This window comes from Bacillus sp. FSL K6-1000 (assembly GCF_038630785.1).
Classification (GTDB): Bacteria; Bacillota; Bacilli; order Bacillales; family Bacillaceae; genus Bacillus; species Bacillus safensis.
This window is the reverse complement of record NZ_CP152042.1, coordinates 590132-608462: the sequence shown is the minus strand read 5'-3', so window position 1 is coordinate 608462 and position 18331 is coordinate 590132. Positions and strand designations below refer to the sequence as shown.

Sequence of the window (18331 nt, the reverse complement as noted above, 5' to 3'; positions counted from 1 at the left end):
ATCTGTCTTTCATTTGAATATGGCGATTGTATGTAACATTTGCCGGTTTACTGCTGATAAGCTACACTTAACATATTATAGCAGAGGTGAAGTTACATGATGATTCTACAAGTGAATCAGCTGTCCAAATCGTTTGGCGCTGATACCGTTTTAACGAATATAAAATTGGAAGTCAAAGCAAGGGATCGAATTGCCATTGTAGGTCGTAACGGCGCAGGCAAATCCACGCTTTTGAAAATCATTGCCGGTCAAATGTCTTACGAGCAAGGTGAGATCATCAAACCAAAAGACCTATCGATCGGCTATTTAGCACAGCATACCGATGTGACGTCTACACGTACGCTAAAAGACGAATTATTATCGGTTTTTGATCATTTAAAAGAGATGGAACAAGAGATGAGAACCATTGAGGAGAAAATGGCTTCTTCCACAGGTTCTGAGCTGGAAGCCCTGATGAAAACCTATGACAGGCTTCAGCAGGAATTTAAAGATCAAGGCGGCTATCAATATGAAGCAGATGTCCGCTCCATTCTTCATGGACTCGGCTTTAGTCATTTTGAAGATGAGACAACCGTCCAATCTTTAAGCGGCGGCCAGAAAACCCGTTTAGCACTTGGAAAGCTCTTGTTAATGAAACCAGAACTCTTAATTCTGGATGAGCCGACAAACCATTTAGATATTGATACCTTATCATGGCTTGAGCAGTATTTGCAAAATTATACAGGTGCCATTCTCATCGTGTCCCATGACCGCTATTTCTTAGACAAAGTCGTAAACCACGTCTATGAAGTCTCAAGAACTTCGATGAAAAAGTTTGCAGGGAACTATAGTAAGTATCTGGATCTGAAAGCAGAGCAGCTCGAGCGGGATATGAAACTATACGAAAAGCAGCAAGAAGAGATCTCAAAGCTCCAGGATTTCGTGGACCGCAACCTGGCAAGAGCCTCCACCACAAAGCGCGCTCAAAGCAGACGCAAACAGCTCGAACGGATGGATCGTTTAGATAAGCCTTTAGGAGATGAAAAATCTGCAAACTTTCATTTTGATATTACGAGACAAAGCGGCAATGATGTACTGAAGGTACATGATCTCGATATTAGTTATGATGAAAAAACACCGCTCCTATCCTCTCTTTCTTTTCAGATTAAACGCGAGGATAGTGTGGCACTCATTGGTCCTAACGGGATCGGGAAATCAACCCTTTTAAAAACGTTAACGAACACATTAACACCAGTAAAAGGCGACATCACTTTTGGATCTCATGTCACGATCGGCTACTATGACCAAGAGCAAGCCAAACTGACATCCTCGAAAAAAGTGCTAAATGAGCTTTGGGATGATTATCCTCATATGAATGAAAAAGAAATTCGGACATGTTTAGGAAATTTCCTCTTTTCAGGGGATGACGTTTTAAAGCCTGTCCATGCATTAAGCGGTGGAGAAAAAGCACGCCTTGCGCTGGCAAAGCTGATGCTTCAAAAAGCCAATTTCCTTATTCTCGATGAACCTACAAACCATCTGGACTTAGATAGTAAGGAAATTTTAGAGAATGCACTGATCGATTATCCAGGAACCATCTTATTTGTTTCGCATGATCGTTATTTCATCAATCGTCTGGCAACGAAAGTATTTGAGCTGTCGCCTACAGAAACTAAAGAATATCTCGGTGATTATGACTACTACCTCGAAAAGAAAAATGAACAACTAGAGCTGAAGGCACTTCAAGAAAATGAACCGGTTAAAAAACAAACTGCCCAGCCAGCAGAAACAACAAAGCTTTCTTATGCGGAAGAAAAAGAACTGAAAAAGAAAGAAAGACAAAAGCAGCGCAGGATTGAAGAAATTGAAAAACGGATTGCTGTCATTGAAGACAAGCTCGGTGAAAATGAAGAGCTGTTATGTGATCCTGATATTTTTCAAGATCACGAGAAGGTCCAAGCCATTCAAACAGAAAATGATACGCTCAATCAAGAGTTAGAATCACTTTTTGCGGAGTGGGAAGAGCTGTCAGATTCTTAAAGAGTGCCCTAAAGGGTACTCTTTTTTCTTTCAATGAAAATTTATTATCCACAACGATACCCACAATAACTTCTTGATTATTCTTAAACACTTTAGACTTATCCACTTTATCCACAGTGTTTTAATCACATATCCACAAAAAAGGTCGTATTTATACACATCCTCTTCACTTTAAAACAAAATTTTCTAACAATTGTGGATATTTAGCGTTTACATGTGAATAAATCGCTTTCATAGAAAAATAAAAAACCCCTGTAATCCACAGGAGTTTTATTTATATGAGACTAGCGGCAATCCTGGCTGGCCATTCATCGCCATATCGCCTCTGATTCCTTTTTCAAACGCAATGGTTCCAGCGGCAGCGATCATGGCTGCATTGTCTGTACAAAGTGATAATGGCGGAATAATAACCTTCACGTCTGGCAGTTTCGTGAATGCTGATGTTAAAGCTTCTCTTAGTCCTTTATTGGCAGCGACTCCTCCAGCTAGAACAACCTGCTTCACACCATAGGCTTCTGCTGCTTTCAATGTTTTCCCAACAAGCACCTCAATGACACTTGCTTGAAAACTTGCGGCTAAATTCTCTGGGGCAATCGTTTCTCCCTTTTGTGACGCATTGTGTAACGTGTTGATCACAGCTGATTTTAAACCACTGAAGCTAAAGTGATAAGACCCTTCTTCAAGCCATGCACGAGGAAGCTTAATTGTCGGCTCTCCTTCATGTGCTAACCGATCAATATGAGGTCCGCCTGGGTAAGGGAGACCCATCGTCCGGGCCACTTTATCGTAGGCTTCTCCAGCTGCATCATCTAATGTTTCTCCGATGACCTCAAAAGATCCGTGCTCCTTCATTAAAACAAGCTCAGTATGTCCGCCAGAGACAACAAGAGCTAAACATGGAAACTCCAATTCATCAACAAGCTGGTTGGCATAAATATGCCCTGCAATATGATGAACACCAACAAGAGGAATTTGATGGGCAAAGCTCAGTGCCTTTGCTGCATTGACGCCAATCAGCAGGGCACCGACGAGGCCAGGTCCTTCCGTAACAGCAATCGCATCCAAATCCTTAAAGCTCATACCCGCCTGTGTCATCACTTCTTCTAATACGATGGTGACTTGCTCCACGTGATGCCTCGAAGCAATTTCAGGTACAACACCGCCAAATCGTTTATGACTGTCTATTTGCGAGGCCACTACATTCGCCACGATTTTCTTTCCATTTTTCACAATGGACGCAGCTGTTTCATCACAGCTTGTTTCTATTCCTAATATGAATCGATCTGTTTGTTCACTCATTTATATTCACCCACATGACTAACGCATCTTCTCCATTATCCGTATAATAATTCTTTCGAATAGAAGCTGGTCTGAAACCGAGCTTTTCATAGAGGGATTGTGCTGGTGTATTCGAAACCCGCACCTCTAAAGAAAGATGATCTGTCTTTTTTTCTTTGCAAAATTCCATGACATATCGAAGCAATGCTTCCCCGTAGCCTTTTCCTCTATGCTCAGGGAGAATCGCAATGTTCGTAATTTGTGCATCGTCCATGACAATCCAGACCCCGCAATATCCAACAGGCTGCTGATCTTCTTCGATGAGGAAATAATGGCTGTATTGGTTATGAAGAATCTCATAGACAAACGATTCCTTTTTCCAAGGCGCTGTAAACGAATGCACTTCAATCGTATACACCTCTGGAATGTCCGCTACTGTCATTTGTCGTATTTCTGCTATGTTAAGGTTATTTTTGTCCTTCAAGCCATTTCACTTCCGCTTCTGCCAAACGAATATAGTTAGGAACAAGCTGATGAACATCTTCAGCAGGACGATCTGCACCTAAAAATGCAAGCACTGAAGGTCTTGGGTTATGAAATGTCCCCTCTGCCAGTACAGCCGTTTCTCCTAAAATGGAGCGAATGCTCTCTTCATGAAGGTGCACATCTTGTCCAAGAAATAGAACAGGCTTTCCTGTCTGCTTCAGCTCTTGAAGCCAATCCGTGAGCAGGATATTTTGATCTGGTTCGACCTCTTTGATCAACCCTTTTTCAAACGTATATAGCCCAGTATAAACTTGTCCTCTTCTCGCATCAAATAGAGGTGAGATATACCCATCAAAATATTGGCCATTTGCCGCAAGCGCTTCTAAACTCGAAACAGCCGATATCGGGATAGACAGCGTCCACGCAAGTGTTTTTCCTATGGTAACACCAATTCTGACGCCAGTGTAAGATCCAGGTCCTTTTGCCACAACGATTTTACTTAGTTCGCTTGGTGCTACACCACATTCTTTCATCAATGCTTCAACAGTGGGCATCGCTCGGACGGAATGGTTCTTTTTTAAATACGTAATGCTCTCGCCAATCACAGTGAGATCTCTTACAAGAGCAATTCCTAGTGTATGGTTTGATGTATCAATGGCCAGTATGGTCAAATTCTTTCATCTCCTTACAAAGGGACTCATAACGCTCCCCTTTTGCATCAAACGTGAGATGCCGTTCTTCTTCACGTTCTGTTCTCAGCATTTCAATTTTTAAATAGGAAGAAGGCAATTGAGGTTCAATCAGATGTGCCCATTCAACCAAGCATACACCTTCACCCTCAAAATATTCTTCGAGTCCGATGTCTTCTTCCGCATCTTCCATGCGGTACACGTCCATATGGTAAAGTGGCAGTCTGCCATCAGTATATTCTTTAATAATTGTAAAGGTGGGGCTGTTGACGATACGGGTAATTCCTAAGCCTTCCGCAAAACCTTTTGAAAAAGTGGTTTTGCCTGCGCCTAAATCTCCTTCTAATGTCAATACATCGCCTGGCATCACAAGTTTGGCCAAAGCAGTGGCAATTCGTTTCGTCTCATCCGCACCTTTTGTTGTCCATGTTAATTTCACCGTTGATGTCACCTCATTTCTTAAAATGATTATATCCTTTTTTCATTAACATCGTTTGTTGATCATTGTCTTTTAACATAACACTAGCTGCTTGATCATCCTTGACTTGTCCAATACGTGTGATCTGAATGCCTTCTTTTTGACATTGAGATTCAAAGCTTTCCCAATCAGATTCTGGTATCGTACCAGTTAAAACAAAGTCTTCTCCCCCAAATAACACCCATTCATGCCAGTCTTTGCGCAGCACCTGTAAATCTGGATGAATTGGAAGCTTATCAGCTTCTATCTCGATCCTCACACCGCTCGCTTCGGCTATCTCATTCAACTCACTCGCTAATCCATCACTCACATCATTCAAGGTGACCCGCGGGAAACTTGAACAAATGTGACCAGCAGCAATATGAGGCTGAGGCATTTTGTGACGCTTAAGAAAGAAATCAGCGTCGACCGCCTTAGAAGGGACTGCTTCGTTCATTAAGATTGATAACCCAGCAGCCGACGAACCGAGTTCACCTGTGACAAAGACGACGTCTCCAGTTTGAGCACTGTGACGATAACAAGCCGTTCCCTTTGACACCTCACCAATGACCGTCACGGTAATGACAAAGTCACTGCGGGTGGCTACTGTATCTCCACCAATCAAATCCATACGATAGGTGTCAGCCAACGCTTTCATTCCCTCATAAAGAGCCGTGACGATTGTTTCATCACCATGAGGCGGGATTGCAATTGAAACAAGATAATACTTTGGGGTGCCTCCCATTGCAGCAATATCACTGACATTGACTGCCAGTGCCTTAAAGCCAACTTCATAAGGTGTGGAAAAGTCAAAACGAAAATGAACATGCTCCACCATTGTATCAACACAAACGACCTCTTCACAATGTGAATGAGGTTGATAAACACTTGCATCATCACCGATGCCCATGATCAAAGAGCGCTGATATGTATCTTTTGGTGTGATTCGGCGAATAAGATCAAATTCATCCATAAAAAGACAGCCCCTTCTTGCAATCAATTGGTTAAGTAGACATGATGTCAAACACAGTTAGTATTAGTGTAGCGAATATAAGTCTCAGTTCCAACTAAAAATGATATAAAGAAAGCCTGGTGTGTAAAAACCAGGCTGGGTTGAAGTAATCTATCTATTCTTTCATATAGTGTAGCCAAACACAAATCATTTCATTGCATCGTGGGTACTTGTAGAAAGAAAAAGACATAAAAAAAAACGAAACTATACGTTTTCGTTTACAAGTTATAAAAATGGCGGTCCGGACGGGACTCGAACCCGCGACCTCCTGCGTGACAGGCAGGCATTCTAACCAACTGAACTACCGGACCATTTTGGTTGCGGGGGCAGGATTTGAACCTGCGACCTTCGGGTTATGAGCCCGACGAGCTACCGAACTGCTCCACCCCGCGATGATATAAATATTACAAGCTTGGCGGCGTCCTACTCTCACAGGGGGAAACCCCCAACTACCATCGGCGCTGAAGAGCTTAACTTCCGTGTTCGGTATGGGAACGGGTGTGACCTCTTCGCTATCGCCACCAAACCTGATGGAGAGAATGTTCTCTCAAAACTAGATAACAATGTTCATGCTTCACAATAGAATATAGGTTAAGTCCTCGATCTATTAGTATCTGTCAGCTCCACGTGTCACCACGCTTCCACCTCAGACCTATCAACCTGATCATCTTTCAGGGATCTTACTTCCTTGCGGAATGGGAAATCTCATCTTGAGGGGGGCTTCATGCTTAGATGCTTTCAGCACTTATCCCGTCCGCACATAGCTACCCAGCGATGCCCTTGGCAGAACAACTGGTACACCAGCGGTGCGTCCATCCCGGTCCTCTCGTACTAAGGACAGCTCCTCTCAAATTTCCTGCGCCCGCGACGGATAGGGACCGAACTGTCTCACGACGTTCTGAACCCAGCTCGCGTACCGCTTTAATGGGCGAACAGCCCAACCCTTGGGACCGACTACAGCCCCAGGATGCGATGAGCCGACATCGAGGTGCCAAACCTCCCCGTCGATGTGGACTCTTGGGGGAGATAAGCCTGTTATCCCCGGGGTAGCTTTTATCCGTTGAGCGATGGCCCTTCCATGCGGAACCACCGGATCACTAAGCCCGACTTTCGTCCCTGCTCGACTTGTAGGTCTCGCAGTCAAGCTCCCTTGTGCCTTTACACTCTGCGAATGATTTCCAACCATTCTGAGGGAACCTTTGGGCGCCTCCGTTACATTTTAGGAGGCGACCGCCCCAGTCAAACTGCCCACCTGACACTGTCTCCCTGCCCGATAAGGGCAGCGGGTTAGAAGGTCAATACAGCCAGGGTAGTATCCCACCGATGCCTCCACCGAAGCTAGCGCTCCGGTTTCCAAGGCTCCTACCTATCCTGTACAAGCTGTACCAACATTCAATATCAGGCTGCAGTAAAGCTCCACGGGGTCTTTCCGTCCTGTCGCGGGTAACCTGCATCTTCACAGGTACTATAATTTCACCGAGTCTCTCGTTGAGACAGTGCCCAGATCGTTGCGCCTTTCGTGCGGGTCGGAACTTACCCGACAAGGAATTTCGCTACCTTAGGACCGTTATAGTTACGGCCGCCGTTTACTGGGGCTTCAATTCGCACCTTCGCTTACGCTAAGCGCTCCTCTTAACCTTCCAGCACCGGGCAGGCGTCAGCCCCTATACTTCGCCTTACGGCTTCGCAGAGACCTGTGTTTTTGCTAAACAGTCGCCTGGGCCTATTCACTGCGGCTTCTCGGGGCTTTAACACCCTAAGAAGCACCCCTTCTCCCGAAGTTACGGGGTCATTTTGCCGAGTTCCTTAACGAGAGTTCTCTCGATCACCTTAGGATTCTCTCCTCGCCTACCTGTGTCGGTTTGCGGTACGGGCACCTCTCACCTCGCTAGAGGCTTTTCTTGGCAGTGTGGAATCAGGAACTTCGCTACTAAATTTCGCTCGCCATCACAGCTCAGCCTTTACGGGAAACGGATTTGCCTATTTCCCAGCCTAACTGCTTGGACGCGGATATCCAATACCGCGCTTACCCTATCCTCCTGCGTCCCCCCATTGCTCAAATGGTGAGGAGGTGGTACAGGAATATCAACCTGTTGTCCATCGCCTACGCCTTTCGGCCTCGGCTTAGGTCCCGACTAACCCTGAGCGGACGAGCCTTCCTCAGGAAACCTTAGGCATTCGGTGGACGGGATTCTCACCCGTCTTTCGCTACTCATACCGGCATTCTCACTTCTAAGCGCTCCACCAGTCCTTCCGGTCTGGCTTCACAGCCCTTAGAACGCTCTCCTACCACTGTTCGTAAGAACAGTCCGCAGCTTCGGTGATACGTTTAGCCCCGGTACATTTTCGGCGCAGAGTCACTCGACCAGTGAGCTATTACGCACTCTTTAAATGGTGGCTGCTTCTAAGCCAACATCCTGGTTGTCTAAGCAACTCCACATCCTTTTCCACTTAACGTATACTTTGGGACCTTAGCTGGCGGTCTGGGCTGTTTCCCTTTCGACTACGGATCTTATCACTCGCAGTCTGACTCCCAAGGATAAGTCATCGGCATTCGGAGTTTGACTGAATTCGGTAACCCGGTAGGGGCCCCTAGTCCAATCAGTGCTCTACCTCCGAGACTCTTACCTTGAGGCTAGCCCTAAAGCTATTTCGGAGAGAACCAGCTATCTCCAGGTTCGATTGGCATTTCACCCCTACCCACACCTCATCCCCGCACTTTTCAACGTGCGTGGGTTCGGGCCTCCATTCAGTGTTACCTGAACTTCACCCTGGACATGGGTAGATCACCTGGTTTCGGGTCTACGACCACGTACTCATGCGCCCTATTCAGACTCGCTTTCGCTGCGGCTCCGCATCTTCTGCTTAACCTTGCACGGGATCGTAACTCGCCGGTTCATTCTACAAAAGGCACGCCATCACCCGTTAACGGGCTCTGACTACTTGTAGGCACACGGTTTCAGGATCTATTTCACTCCCCTTCCGGGGTGCTTTTCACCTTTCCCTCACGGTACTGGTTCACTATCGGTCACTAGGGAGTATTTAGCCTTGGGAGATGGTCCTCCCGGATTCCGACGGAATTTCACGTGTTCCGCCGTACTCAGGATCCACTCTGGAGAGAACAACATTTCAGTTACAGGGCTGTTACCTTCTTTGGCGGGCCTTTCCAGACCTCTTCGCTTATATCGTTCCTTTGTAACTCCGTATAGAGTGTCCTACAACCCCAAGAGGCAAGCCTCTTGGTTTGGGCTGTTCCCGTTTCGCTCGCCGCTACTCAGGGAATCGCATTTGCTTTCTCTTCCTCCGGGTACTTAGATGTTTCAGTTCCCCGGGTATGCCTTCTCATACTCTATGTATTCAAGTATGGATACTACTCCATTACGAGCAGTGGGTTTCCCCATTCGGAAATCTCCGGATCAAAGCTTGCTTACAGCTCCCCGAAGCATATCGGTGTTCGTCCCGTCCTTCATCGGCTCCTAGTGCCAAGGCATCCACCGTGCGCCCTTTCTAACTTAACCATTTCTTACTTTAGAAAGAATCACTATGTGTGATGAACTTTGCATTGCATTCAATGTGAATGTATTACTTATTGTTATCTAGTTTTCAAAGAACAATCCTGTCTCGCTAGAGACATGTTTTGAAGGAATGATCCTTCAAAACTAAACAAGACGAAAACGCACGCTGCTCCATATATCCTTAGAAAGGAGGTGATCCAGCCGCACCTTCCGATACGGCTACCTTGTTACGACTTCACCCCAATCATCTGCCCCACCTTCGGCGGCTGGCTCCATAAAGGTTACCTCACCGACTTCGGGTGTTGCAAACTCTCGTGGTGTGACGGGCGGTGTGTACAAGGCCCGGGAACGTATTCACCGCGGCATGCTGATCCGCGATTACTAGCGATTCCAGCTTCACGCAGTCGAGTTGCAGACTGCGATCCGAACTGAGAACAGATTTATGGGATTGGCTAAACCTTGCGGTCTTGCAGCCCTTTGTTCTGTCCATTGTAGCACGTGTGTAGCCCAGGTCATAAGGGGCATGATGATTTGACGTCATCCCCACCTTCCTCCGGTTTGTCACCGGCAGTCACCTTAGAGTGCCCAACTGAATGCTGGCAACTAAGATCAAGGGTTGCGCTCGTTGCGGGACTTAACCCAACATCTCACGACACGAGCTGACGACAACCATGCACCACCTGTCACTCTGTCCCCGAAGGGAAAGCCCTATCTCTAGGGTTGTCAGAGGATGTCAAGACCTGGTAAGGTTCTTCGCGTTGCTTCGAATTAAACCACATGCTCCACCGCTTGTGCGGGCCCCCGTCAATTCCTTTGAGTTTCAGTCTTGCGACCGTACTCCCCAGGCGGAGTGCTTAATGCGTTAGCTGCAGCACTAAGGGGCGGAAACCCCCTAACACTTAGCACTCATCGTTTACGGCGTGGACTACCAGGGTATCTAATCCTGTTCGCTCCCCACGCTTTCGCTCCTCAGCGTCAGTTACAGACCAGAGAGTCGCCTTCGCCACTGGTGTTCCTCCACATCTCTACGCATTTCACCGCTACACGTGGAATTCCACTCTCCTCTTCTGCACTCAAGTTTCCCAGTTTCCAATGACCCTCCCCGGTTGAGCCGGGGGCTTTCACATCAGACTTAAGAAACCGCCTGCGAGCCCTTTACGCCCAATAATTCCGGACAACGCTTGCCACCTACGTATTACCGCGGCTGCTGGCACGTAGTTAGCCGTGGCTTTCTGGTTAGGTACCGTCAAGGTGCGAGCAGTTACTCTCGCACTTGTTCTTCCCTAACAACAGAGCTTTACGATCCGAAAACCTTCATCACTCACGCGGCGTTGCTCCGTCAGACTTTCGTCCATTGCGGAAGATTCCCTACTGCTGCCTCCCGTAGGAGTCTGGGCCGTGTCTCAGTCCCAGTGTGGCCGATCACCCTCTCAGGTCGGCTACGCATCGTCGCCTTGGTGAGCCATTACCCCACCAACTAGCTAATGCGCCGCGGGTCCATCTGTAAGTGACAGCCGAAACCGTCTTTCATCCTTGAACCATGCGGTTCAAGGAACTATCCGGTATTAGCTCCGGTTTCCCGGAGTTATCCCAGTCTTACAGGCAGGTTACCCACGTGTTACTCACCCGTCCGCCGCTAACATCCGGGAGCAAGCTCCCTTCTGTCCGCTCGACTTGCATGTATTAGGCACGCCGCCAGCGTTCGTCCTGAGCCAGGATCAAACTCTCCGAGGTATGCAGGATGCATATCACACATGCTTCGCTACACGATGTAGCGAACTTAGCATGTGATCATTTCCTGCCTCGTCAGCGTTTGACTGACTACCTATGAAGTATCATAGGATTTTTTTATAAAAACTCGAATTAACAGGTACGTTTTGTCTTGTTTAGTTTTCAAAGATCATGTTCAAAATGGAGCGGGTGATGAGAATCGAACTCACGACATCAGCTTGGAAGGCTGAGGTTTTACCACTAAACTACACCCGCGTGGTTTGTATTGGCGCGCCCGAGAGGAGTCGAACCCCTAACCTTTTGATCCGTAGTCAAACGCTCTATCCAATTGAGCTACGGGCGCTTAATCAGGCGACTTAATTATCTTAACATATCGTTTTTATTAAGTCAACATCTTTTTGAAATTTGTTTGCCGCATCCGTGAACATCTGTGTTTCAAATACGTCATCAGCGACGAATAAAAATATACCATGGATCACATAAAAGGGTCAATACATTTTTCTAAAAAAGTTTCATGTTTTTTTAAAATTGATTTTTTCTTAGATCAATAGACATGTAATAGCCCTATTTTCTTCTCTTTCTTCATAATTCCAATGATTCTTAAATAAAATCTTTCTAAATACAAAGGAGGACAAAACATGGCCACATAGAATTTTTATTTATTGGAAAATTCTTAATATTTTTCCAAGCATTTAAAGGAGGTAGGAGATGATGAAAAAGTTTATCGCTTTTCAGATCATGATCGCTTTGGTGATAGGAGCTCTTATCGGCCATTTCTTCCCTGACGTCGGAATGGCTCTGCGGCCAATTGGAGATGGATTCATCAGGCTGATTAAAATGATCGTTGTTCCAATCGTTTTCTCTACCATTGTTATTGGTGCAGCCGGCAGCGGCGGCATGAAGAAAATGGGCAGCCTTGGATTAAAGACGATCATTTGGTTTGAGGTCATCACAACCATCGTTCTTGGGATCGGGCTGTTATTGGCAAATGGTCTAAAGCCTGGCGTTGGTCTCGATTTCTCTAAATTAGCTAAGAAAGATATTGGGGAATTAGATGGTTATACTGAGAAGGTCGTTGACTTTAAACAAATGGTATTAGATATCATTCCAACCAATATCGTCGATGTTATGGCTCAGAATGATTTACTTGCTGTTATTTTCTTCGCCATATTATTTGGTGTAGCGGCAAGCGGCATCGGTAAAGCATCTGCTCCTGTTCTCACCTTCTTTGAATCAGTGGCACAAATCATGTTTAAGCTCACACAGATGGTGATGGTAACAGCACCTATTGGGGTTCTTGCATTAATGGCTGCATCTGTCGGCCAATATGGCATTGTTTTATTAATCCCAATGATGAAGCTTGTCGGGACTGTTTTTTTAGGATTATTCATTATTCTCTTTGCTTTATTCCCTCTGGTCGCACTGATCTTCCGTTTTAACTACTTCGAAGTATTAAAAATGATTTGGGATTTGTTCCTTGTTGCCTTCTCTACTACGAGTACTGAAACTGTCCTTCCTCAATTGATGGAACGAATGGAGAAATACGGGTGTCCAAAAAGAATCGTTTCCTTCGTGATTCCATCTGGCCTTTCTCTCAATTGTGATGGATCAAGTTTATATTTATCAGTTGCATGCGTATTCCTTGCACAAGCGTTTGGTGTCGACATGAGTCTGTCACAGCAGCTTTTAATGATGCTTGTTCTTGTGTTAACGAGTAAAGGGATTGCAGCTGTGCCATCCGGTTCACTCGTTGTTCTTTTGGCTACCGCTCATGCAGTCGGTCTTCCTGCAGAAGGCGTTGCCATTATAGCCGGTGTTGACCGAATTATGGATATGGCACGAACAGGCGTGAATGTTCCAGGGCATGCCGTTGCTTGTATTGTCGTATCTAAATGGGAAAAAGTATTCCGTGAGTCAGCTTGGGAAGTTCCAAAAGCAGGTAAAGAAACAAAAGGGATGTAATGTTTCAGTGTGATAGAAAACCTTTGCAGTGTAGGAAGGGCGAGTACCGGAGTGGAGCGAATTTGACATTCGTGAGCACCGGAGCGCAGACCTGACACCGAATGCGAGGGTTTGTCTACACGCTGGAAGGAAAGGGGTCGCCCTTTCCTTTTTTATGCTAAAAACGTTTGCTTTAGTACGGCTTTTCCTCGAGGATGCAGCTGCACTTCTGCATATGCCCCATTAATCAGCGTCATTTGCGGCGGGACATGTCCACAATCTATATCATAAAAAATGGGGATTTGTAGTTCCTTTTGTAATTCTTCATATACATCCTGATACTGATACCCTTCAACAGGTACATCTACTGCACTTCGCCCAAACAACATACCTGAACAGTGATCAAACCACCCTGCTAGTTTTAATTGAACAAGCGATCTCTTCACACTTGCAGCATTTAATTCGCAGTTTTCGAAATACCAAAGAATTGGTTCATCTTTTATGAATGTTTTCTGAAAAGTTTTGACGTCCCCATAAGGTGTCCCTGCTAAATGACGTATGACATCAATGCAACCACCCATCAGTCTTCCCTTTACTATTTTTTCTTGTTGATCAACCGTATGCCATGCGGTAGGTTCTGTTAAATGAAAAACATGTTTAATCGGATCGTCACGCTGCCATTCCTTTTGATACATAGATGAAGAAAACTGACTGATGTCCATTTCGCCCTTTGTTGAAAGCACTTCTTCCCACATGACAGTCGTTTGATCAAGTTCTTCTCCCTGAAGATCTACTAAGTTCGGTCCATGTGCAGTGGCAATGCCTGTTTTTAATGTCAACGCGAGCAGGAGTGCACTCGTATCTGAGTAACCTAGAATCCACTTTTTTTGCATGGATGAGAAATCGAGGTGCTCTAACACTTCCATAAGCAGCTGTCCTCCCCATGGCGGGATGATGTGATCAATCTCATCACATGTCATCATGTACTGAAGTTCGTTTGCTCGTTCTATCGCAGGGGCAGATTTTGCCTTTTCCTGCTGCCAGACCGTCTCTCCACATATGACATCATAGCCTCTATTTTTCATTCGTTCACATGAAAGCTTAAACATATCATGTAAAGTTGGCTGTACACCTGAGGAAGGTGCAGTGACGCCAATTGTTTGTCCTTTTTGCAAATGCGGAAATTGTATCACTCTGCTTCCCTCCAATCTCTATCTCTCTTACCCTATCCATTTTAGAGAAAATGCCCCTTTTATAAGGGACATTTCTTTTTATTCTTTTTGGCGCAGTACAGTATAGACTCCTGCAAAGATACATAGAATCCCAATGAATGAGCGTATCCCCATCTCTTCACCTAAAAGCAGCCAGCCAAGAGCTGCCCCTACGATCGGTTGAAAGAAGAAGAACAAACCACCGCTCGAGGCATCCATCAATTGAAGCCCTCTATTCCACAAAAAGAATGCAAGAGCTGTTGAGATGATGCCTAGATAGAGAATACCGCCCCAAATCTCCGGTCTTGCCAACTGCTCCACATCTAGGTGAGGTAAACGAAATAAAACAGGTGGTGTTAAGACAATGAATGCAATGATGATCGCATATGTGGTCGTCACCACTTGAGGGTACTTTCCTGGAACTCGTTTAAGCAAAACAGACATGAGTGCCCATGTAAAAGCAGCGATGACGAGTGAGAGACCGCCAATAAATTCATCTGTTTGCACTGCAACTGGTCCAATCATAAGCCATACACCTGCTGTAGCAAGCAGGATGGATGCGCATTTTCTAACAGTCATGGCTTCTTTTAATAGAAAGAACGCAAACAGCACCATAAAAGCAGGGGTCGCAGATGTAATCACAGCCCCCATTTGTGCAGATGTATACATGGTGCCGATTTCTTGGGTCACAATTGATAGGAAATTTCCGATCAATCCGATCATTACAACAAGCGGAATATCTTTTTTATCTAATCGAAAGGAATAGCCCAAGCGCCATATAGTACACACAAGCACAATTCCAGCTACAGCATATCTCATCCATACGAGCTCAAGCGGCGGAACCACCGCTACTGTTACTTTGACAACAACGTACATGCCGCCCCAAATACTTGCAGCGATTGCTAGGTAAAGGGCGCCTATATATTTTTCATTCATCTTTTCCCCTCCGTTACTGGATATATTGATCGCCATATCCACAAACGGAGATCACTCTCCGTTATGGACGGAGGGTGTTTGGTACATCATGTTCAAATAAAGGCTTCCATTGCATTGTCGTCACCTCATTTGTTTTTATTTTCAGACTACTTTATAACAAATTCTGGTTGACTTCAATCCTTTTTTGTCACCATTTTTCTTCATATAATAGAAGATAAACGGGTCTTGACATGCTGAATTCGTTTTCATATAGTAATTAAAACTATAGATCGTCATGCAGAGAAGGAGTAGAGGTCGTTGGATATTGAAGCAAGGAAACATATTCCCCGCACGGAACATGAACCATTTCTCGAGGGAATAAAAGATTGTGTGCCAACCCTGCTTGGTTATATGAGTATCGGGTTTGCCTTTGGAATTGTTGGAATTAGTGCACAGTTGAGCTTATGGGACATTGCACTTCTAGCAATCTTTATTTATGCAGGTGCTTCACAGTTCATTATCTGTGCACTGCTTGTCACGGGAAGTCCCCTTTCCGCTATTATTCTCACTACATTTATTGTGAATCTGCGTCATTTATTACTCAGCCTGACGCTGGCTCCTCATTTTACACGCTACTCTTTAAAACAAAATATCGGATTCGGTCTCTTGCTGACTGATGAATCCTTTGGCGTAGCCATGAATAAATTAGCTCAGCATGGAAAGCTGAATAACCGGTGGATGCACGGACTGAACATAACGGCTTATTTATGCTGGATTGCGGCCTGCATACTTGGCGGCATTTTTGGACACTGGATTTCAAATCCTGAAGCGCTTGGTCTTGATTTTGCTTTATCAGCGATGTTTGCTGCACTGCTAGTCCTTTCGTTACAGACAGTTCCCAAAAATAAGTTAACTCATCGCCTGTCACTTGTTTTGTATATGGTCATTGCCATGTTTGTTCTGCTTCATTTCGTTCCTTCACACGTGGCTGTTCTGTTAGCCACCATGATTGTCGCAACCATTGGGGTGGTGACAGATAAATGATCAGCAGCTTTATGTTATGGCTCATTGTGGGTTGTATGATCGTCACCATCATTCCAAGAGTCGTACCCTTTATATTTGTACGAAGTATTCAGCTGCCTGAAGTGGTGCTGAAATGGTTATCGTTTATTCCTATTTGTATCTTTACAGCTTTGATTGCAGAGCATCTCTTCATCCATACAACAACAGGCACAGGCGTCACTATTCATTGGATGTATCTTGCTGTCTTGACTCCCACTGTACTCATCGCTGTTTGGACAAAAAGCTTGTCACTTACTGTTCTTGTCGGCGTCATGCTGATGGGCACTGCTAGATGGTTTTTCTAAAAAACAAAGCTTAACCACATGTGGTTAAGCTTTGTTTCATTTGACGATTCCGTATACAAATCCATCATAACCTTTTTCACCAACAGTTTGAATCGCTGTTGCCTCTATTCTCGGTTCTTGTTTGAGTAAATCAAAAAATTCACGAGTTCCTTGCACTCGTTCATCCCCACTAGAGTCATGAAGGACTGCTCCATTTCTGATGACATTGTCCGCAATAATGACTGTTCCCTTTTTTGAGAAATCTAACGCCCACTTTAGATATTTCGGATTGTTTGGTTTATCTGCGTCAATGAAAATCAAATCGAATGGAAGCGCAGCCCTCTCTTTTAACTGAGATAACGTATCTAATGCCTTTCCTTGTAAAATGCTCACTCGTTCCGATAAGCCCGCTCTGCTGATGTTTTGCTGTGCGATTTGTACATGATGGCTGTCAGCCTCTAATGTGATGAGTTCTCCATCCTCTTCAAGAGCACGCGCAAGCCAAATAGTACTGTATCCACCAAGTGTCCCGATTTCTAAAATGCGCTTTGCATTCTTCGTTTTTGCTAATAAATAAAGCATTTTCCCTTGGGCTGGTGACACATCAATTGCTGGCAGACCTGCTTGCTTATTATGAGTAAGGGCTTGCTCCAATACGTCATCTTTAGGAATCAATTTGTCTGTGATATACTCGTCAACTTTCTTCCACACGTGCTCCATTTCATCCATCTCCCTTGATCATGTCTTCTATCTCAAGTCTACATGATGATCGTGAGAGCGTATAATCAATTCTTTTCACACATCTATTCATTTTTTTGATGAAAGACATGTGATGATGAATACATGGAGCAACGCACTGGTTTCGGATCTACTCGTTCAGCTTATTTTTGACATCGCCTTTTTTATCTTGAAGTTTTCCTTTTGCTTGATCCTTTTTCCCTTCTGCTTTCAGGTTTTGATGATCCGTTGCTTCCCCAAGCTTTTCTTTGACTTGCCCTTTGACTTGATTTGTTTTTCCTTTCGCTTTATCCATATGTCCTTTTTCTTCACTCATTTGTTCCACCTCCACGTTTGATACTATTCATTTAGCCTTTTTGAGAGATACAAAACATCTGAGTGTGCGATGTACACGTTTCAGGTATGATAAACATACTGGAAAGAAGGGTGGGTGTTCATCAATGATCATCTCTGAAAAAATATTCACAGTTCGTGGGCTGACCTATCATATTCGATCCGCTTCAATGGCCGATGCTAAACAGTTATCAGCTCTCAGACTGAAAATCGATGGTGAAACAGAATATTTAGACCGTGAACCAGGCGAAGCCTTTCTTGATGAAAAAGCATTTGAGGCTTTGATTCAAGAGGATACCAAGCAAAGCCGGCATTTATTTTTGGTCGCTGCTATTGAAGGAAAGATTGTCGGTTTTTCAAGATGCGAGGGCCATTCACTCAAACGCTTTGCTCACAAAGTGACATTTGGCGTCGCCATCCAGAAAGATGCTTGGGGCTATTACATTGGGAAAGAGCTTTTAGCTGCTTCAATTGACTGGGCAGATCAGCAGGGCATTCAGAAGATGTCTCTTCATGTGCTTGAAACGAACAAAAAAGCCATCCGGTTATATGAGAACCATGGCTTTTTGATTGAAGGTGTATTAAAAAACGATAAACGGCTGAGTGACGGATTATATTATGATACTGTTGTGATGGGCAGGCAGCGGCCAAGTTCCTGAC

General features: G+C 44.9%; 14 protein-coding genes, 4 tRNA genes and 3 rRNA genes. 5 read left to right on the top strand and 16 right to left on the bottom strand.

The window, feature by feature from the left end:
• The first annotated feature begins 96 nt into the window (after positions 1-96).
• Positions 97-2019, top strand: a complete 1923-nt coding sequence (locus tag MHI46_RS03010) for an ABC-F family ATP-binding cassette domain-containing protein (protein WP_106025833.1) — start codon at positions 97-99, stop codon at positions 2017-2019.
• A gap of 270 nt (positions 2020-2289) precedes the next feature.
• Here the strand turns inward: MHI46_RS03010 and tsaD are convergent, their stop codons facing one another.
• The 12 genes from tsaD to MHI46_RS02950 all read right to left on the bottom strand — a co-directional run bounded on the left by tsaD (position 2290) and on the right by MHI46_RS02950 (position 11530).
• The gene (gene tsaD, locus MHI46_RS03005) at positions 2290-3318 is read right to left on the bottom strand and encodes a tRNA (adenosine(37)-N6)-threonylcarbamoyltransferase complex transferase subunit TsaD (protein WP_106025832.1); all 1029 of its coding nucleotides are present in this window, start codon (positions 3316-3318) and stop codon (positions 2290-2292) included.
• Positions 3311-3739: a ribosomal protein S18-alanine N-acetyltransferase gene (gene rimI, locus MHI46_RS03000; RefSeq protein ID WP_047202836.1), complete on the bottom strand. Its 429-nt coding sequence runs from the start codon at positions 3737-3739 to the stop codon at positions 3311-3313. Before rimI ends, tsaD begins: the two co-directional genes overlap by 8 nt.
• 25 nt (positions 3740-3764) lie before the next feature.
• Entirely contained in the window at positions 3765-4454 is a 690-nt protein-coding gene (gene tsaB / locus MHI46_RS02995; protein ID WP_342503084.1) for a tRNA (adenosine(37)-N6)-threonylcarbamoyltransferase complex dimerization subunit type 1 TsaB, read from the bottom strand.
• A complete protein-coding gene (gene tsaE / locus MHI46_RS02990) occupies positions 4435-4911 on the bottom strand; it encodes a tRNA (adenosine(37)-N6)-threonylcarbamoyltransferase complex ATPase subunit type 1 TsaE (protein ID WP_064497654.1) in 477 nt (158 codons plus the stop codon). The genes tsaB and tsaE overlap by 20 nt, the downstream gene beginning before the upstream one ends.
• A 13-nt stretch (positions 4912-4924) precedes the next feature.
• Positions 4925-5902 carry a thiamine-phosphate kinase gene (thiL, locus tag MHI46_RS02985; protein WP_064497653.1) on the bottom strand — a complete coding sequence of 326 codons (978 nt, stop codon included), beginning with the start codon at positions 5900-5902 and terminating at the stop codon, positions 4925-4927.
• A gap of 273 nt (positions 5903-6175) precedes the next feature.
• Positions 6176-6252 (bottom strand) — tRNA-Asp (locus MHI46_RS02980).
• 4 nt (positions 6253-6256) lie between these two features.
• Positions 6257-6333: transfer RNA gene (locus MHI46_RS02975), tRNA-Met, on the bottom strand.
• Between the two features lie 18 nt (positions 6334-6351).
• Positions 6352-6467 (bottom strand): 5S ribosomal RNA (rrf, locus tag MHI46_RS02970).
• Positions 6468-6528: 61 nt separating this feature from the next.
• Positions 6529-9459 (bottom strand): 23S ribosomal RNA (locus MHI46_RS02965).
• A 182-nt stretch (positions 9460-9641) separates the two neighbouring features.
• Positions 9642-11190, bottom strand: a 16S ribosomal RNA gene (locus MHI46_RS02960).
• The 16S, 23S and 5S rRNA genes sit together here with 4 tRNA genes alongside, the layout of an rRNA operon.
• A gap of 178 nt (positions 11191-11368) precedes the next feature.
• Positions 11369-11442 (bottom strand) — tRNA-Gly (locus tag MHI46_RS02955).
• 11 nt (positions 11443-11453) lie between these two features.
• Positions 11454-11530: transfer RNA gene (locus MHI46_RS02950), tRNA-Arg, on the bottom strand.
• Between the two features lie 368 nt (positions 11531-11898).
• Here MHI46_RS02950 and gltP point away from each other — a divergent pair.
• Positions 11899-13149 carry a glutamate-aspartate/proton symporter GltP gene (gene gltP, locus MHI46_RS02945; protein WP_064498178.1) on the top strand — a complete coding sequence of 417 codons (1251 nt, stop codon included), beginning with the start codon at positions 11899-11901 and terminating at the stop codon, positions 13147-13149.
• A gap of 152 nt (positions 13150-13301) precedes the next feature.
• Here gltP and MHI46_RS02940 read toward each other — a convergent pair whose 3' ends face one another.
• A complete protein-coding gene (locus MHI46_RS02940) occupies positions 13302-14321 on the bottom strand; it encodes a S66 peptidase family protein (RefSeq protein WP_216431076.1) in 1020 nt (339 codons plus the stop codon).
• A 78-nt stretch (positions 14322-14399) separates the two neighbouring features.
• The gene (locus MHI46_RS02935; protein WP_247544577.1) at positions 14400-15275 is read right to left on the bottom strand and encodes an EamA family transporter; all 876 of its coding nucleotides are present in this window, start codon (positions 15273-15275) and stop codon (positions 14400-14402) included.
• Positions 15276-15572: 297 nt separating this feature from the next.
• Between MHI46_RS02935 and MHI46_RS02930 the strand changes: the two genes are divergently transcribed.
• Complete coding sequence (locus MHI46_RS02930) at positions 15573-16298, top strand: AzlC family ABC transporter permease (RefSeq protein ID WP_058837422.1); 726 nt, start codon at positions 15573-15575, stop codon at positions 16296-16298.
• Entirely contained in the window at positions 16295-16621 is a 327-nt protein-coding gene (locus tag MHI46_RS02925) for an AzlD domain-containing protein (protein ID WP_039176830.1), read from the top strand. Before MHI46_RS02930 ends, MHI46_RS02925 begins: the two co-directional genes overlap by 4 nt.
• A 36-nt stretch (positions 16622-16657) precedes the next feature.
• On the opposite strand, the gene MHI46_RS02920 is transcribed toward MHI46_RS02925, so the two are convergent.
• Positions 16658-17320 carry an O-methyltransferase gene (locus tag MHI46_RS02920; protein WP_216431079.1) on the bottom strand — a complete coding sequence of 221 codons (663 nt, stop codon included), beginning with the start codon at positions 17318-17320 and terminating at the stop codon, positions 16658-16660.
• Between the two features lie 148 nt (positions 17321-17468).
• The gene (locus MHI46_RS02915) at positions 17469-17654 is read right to left on the bottom strand and encodes a CsbD family protein (protein ID WP_034665964.1); all 186 of its coding nucleotides are present in this window, start codon (positions 17652-17654) and stop codon (positions 17469-17471) included.
• 124 nt (positions 17655-17778) lie between these two features.
• On the opposite strand from MHI46_RS02915, the gene MHI46_RS02910 reads away from it, so the two are divergent.
• Positions 17779-18330, top strand: a complete 552-nt coding sequence (locus MHI46_RS02910) for a GNAT family N-acetyltransferase (protein WP_342503083.1) — start codon at positions 17779-17781, stop codon at positions 18328-18330.
• Position 18331 lies beyond the last annotated feature (1 nt).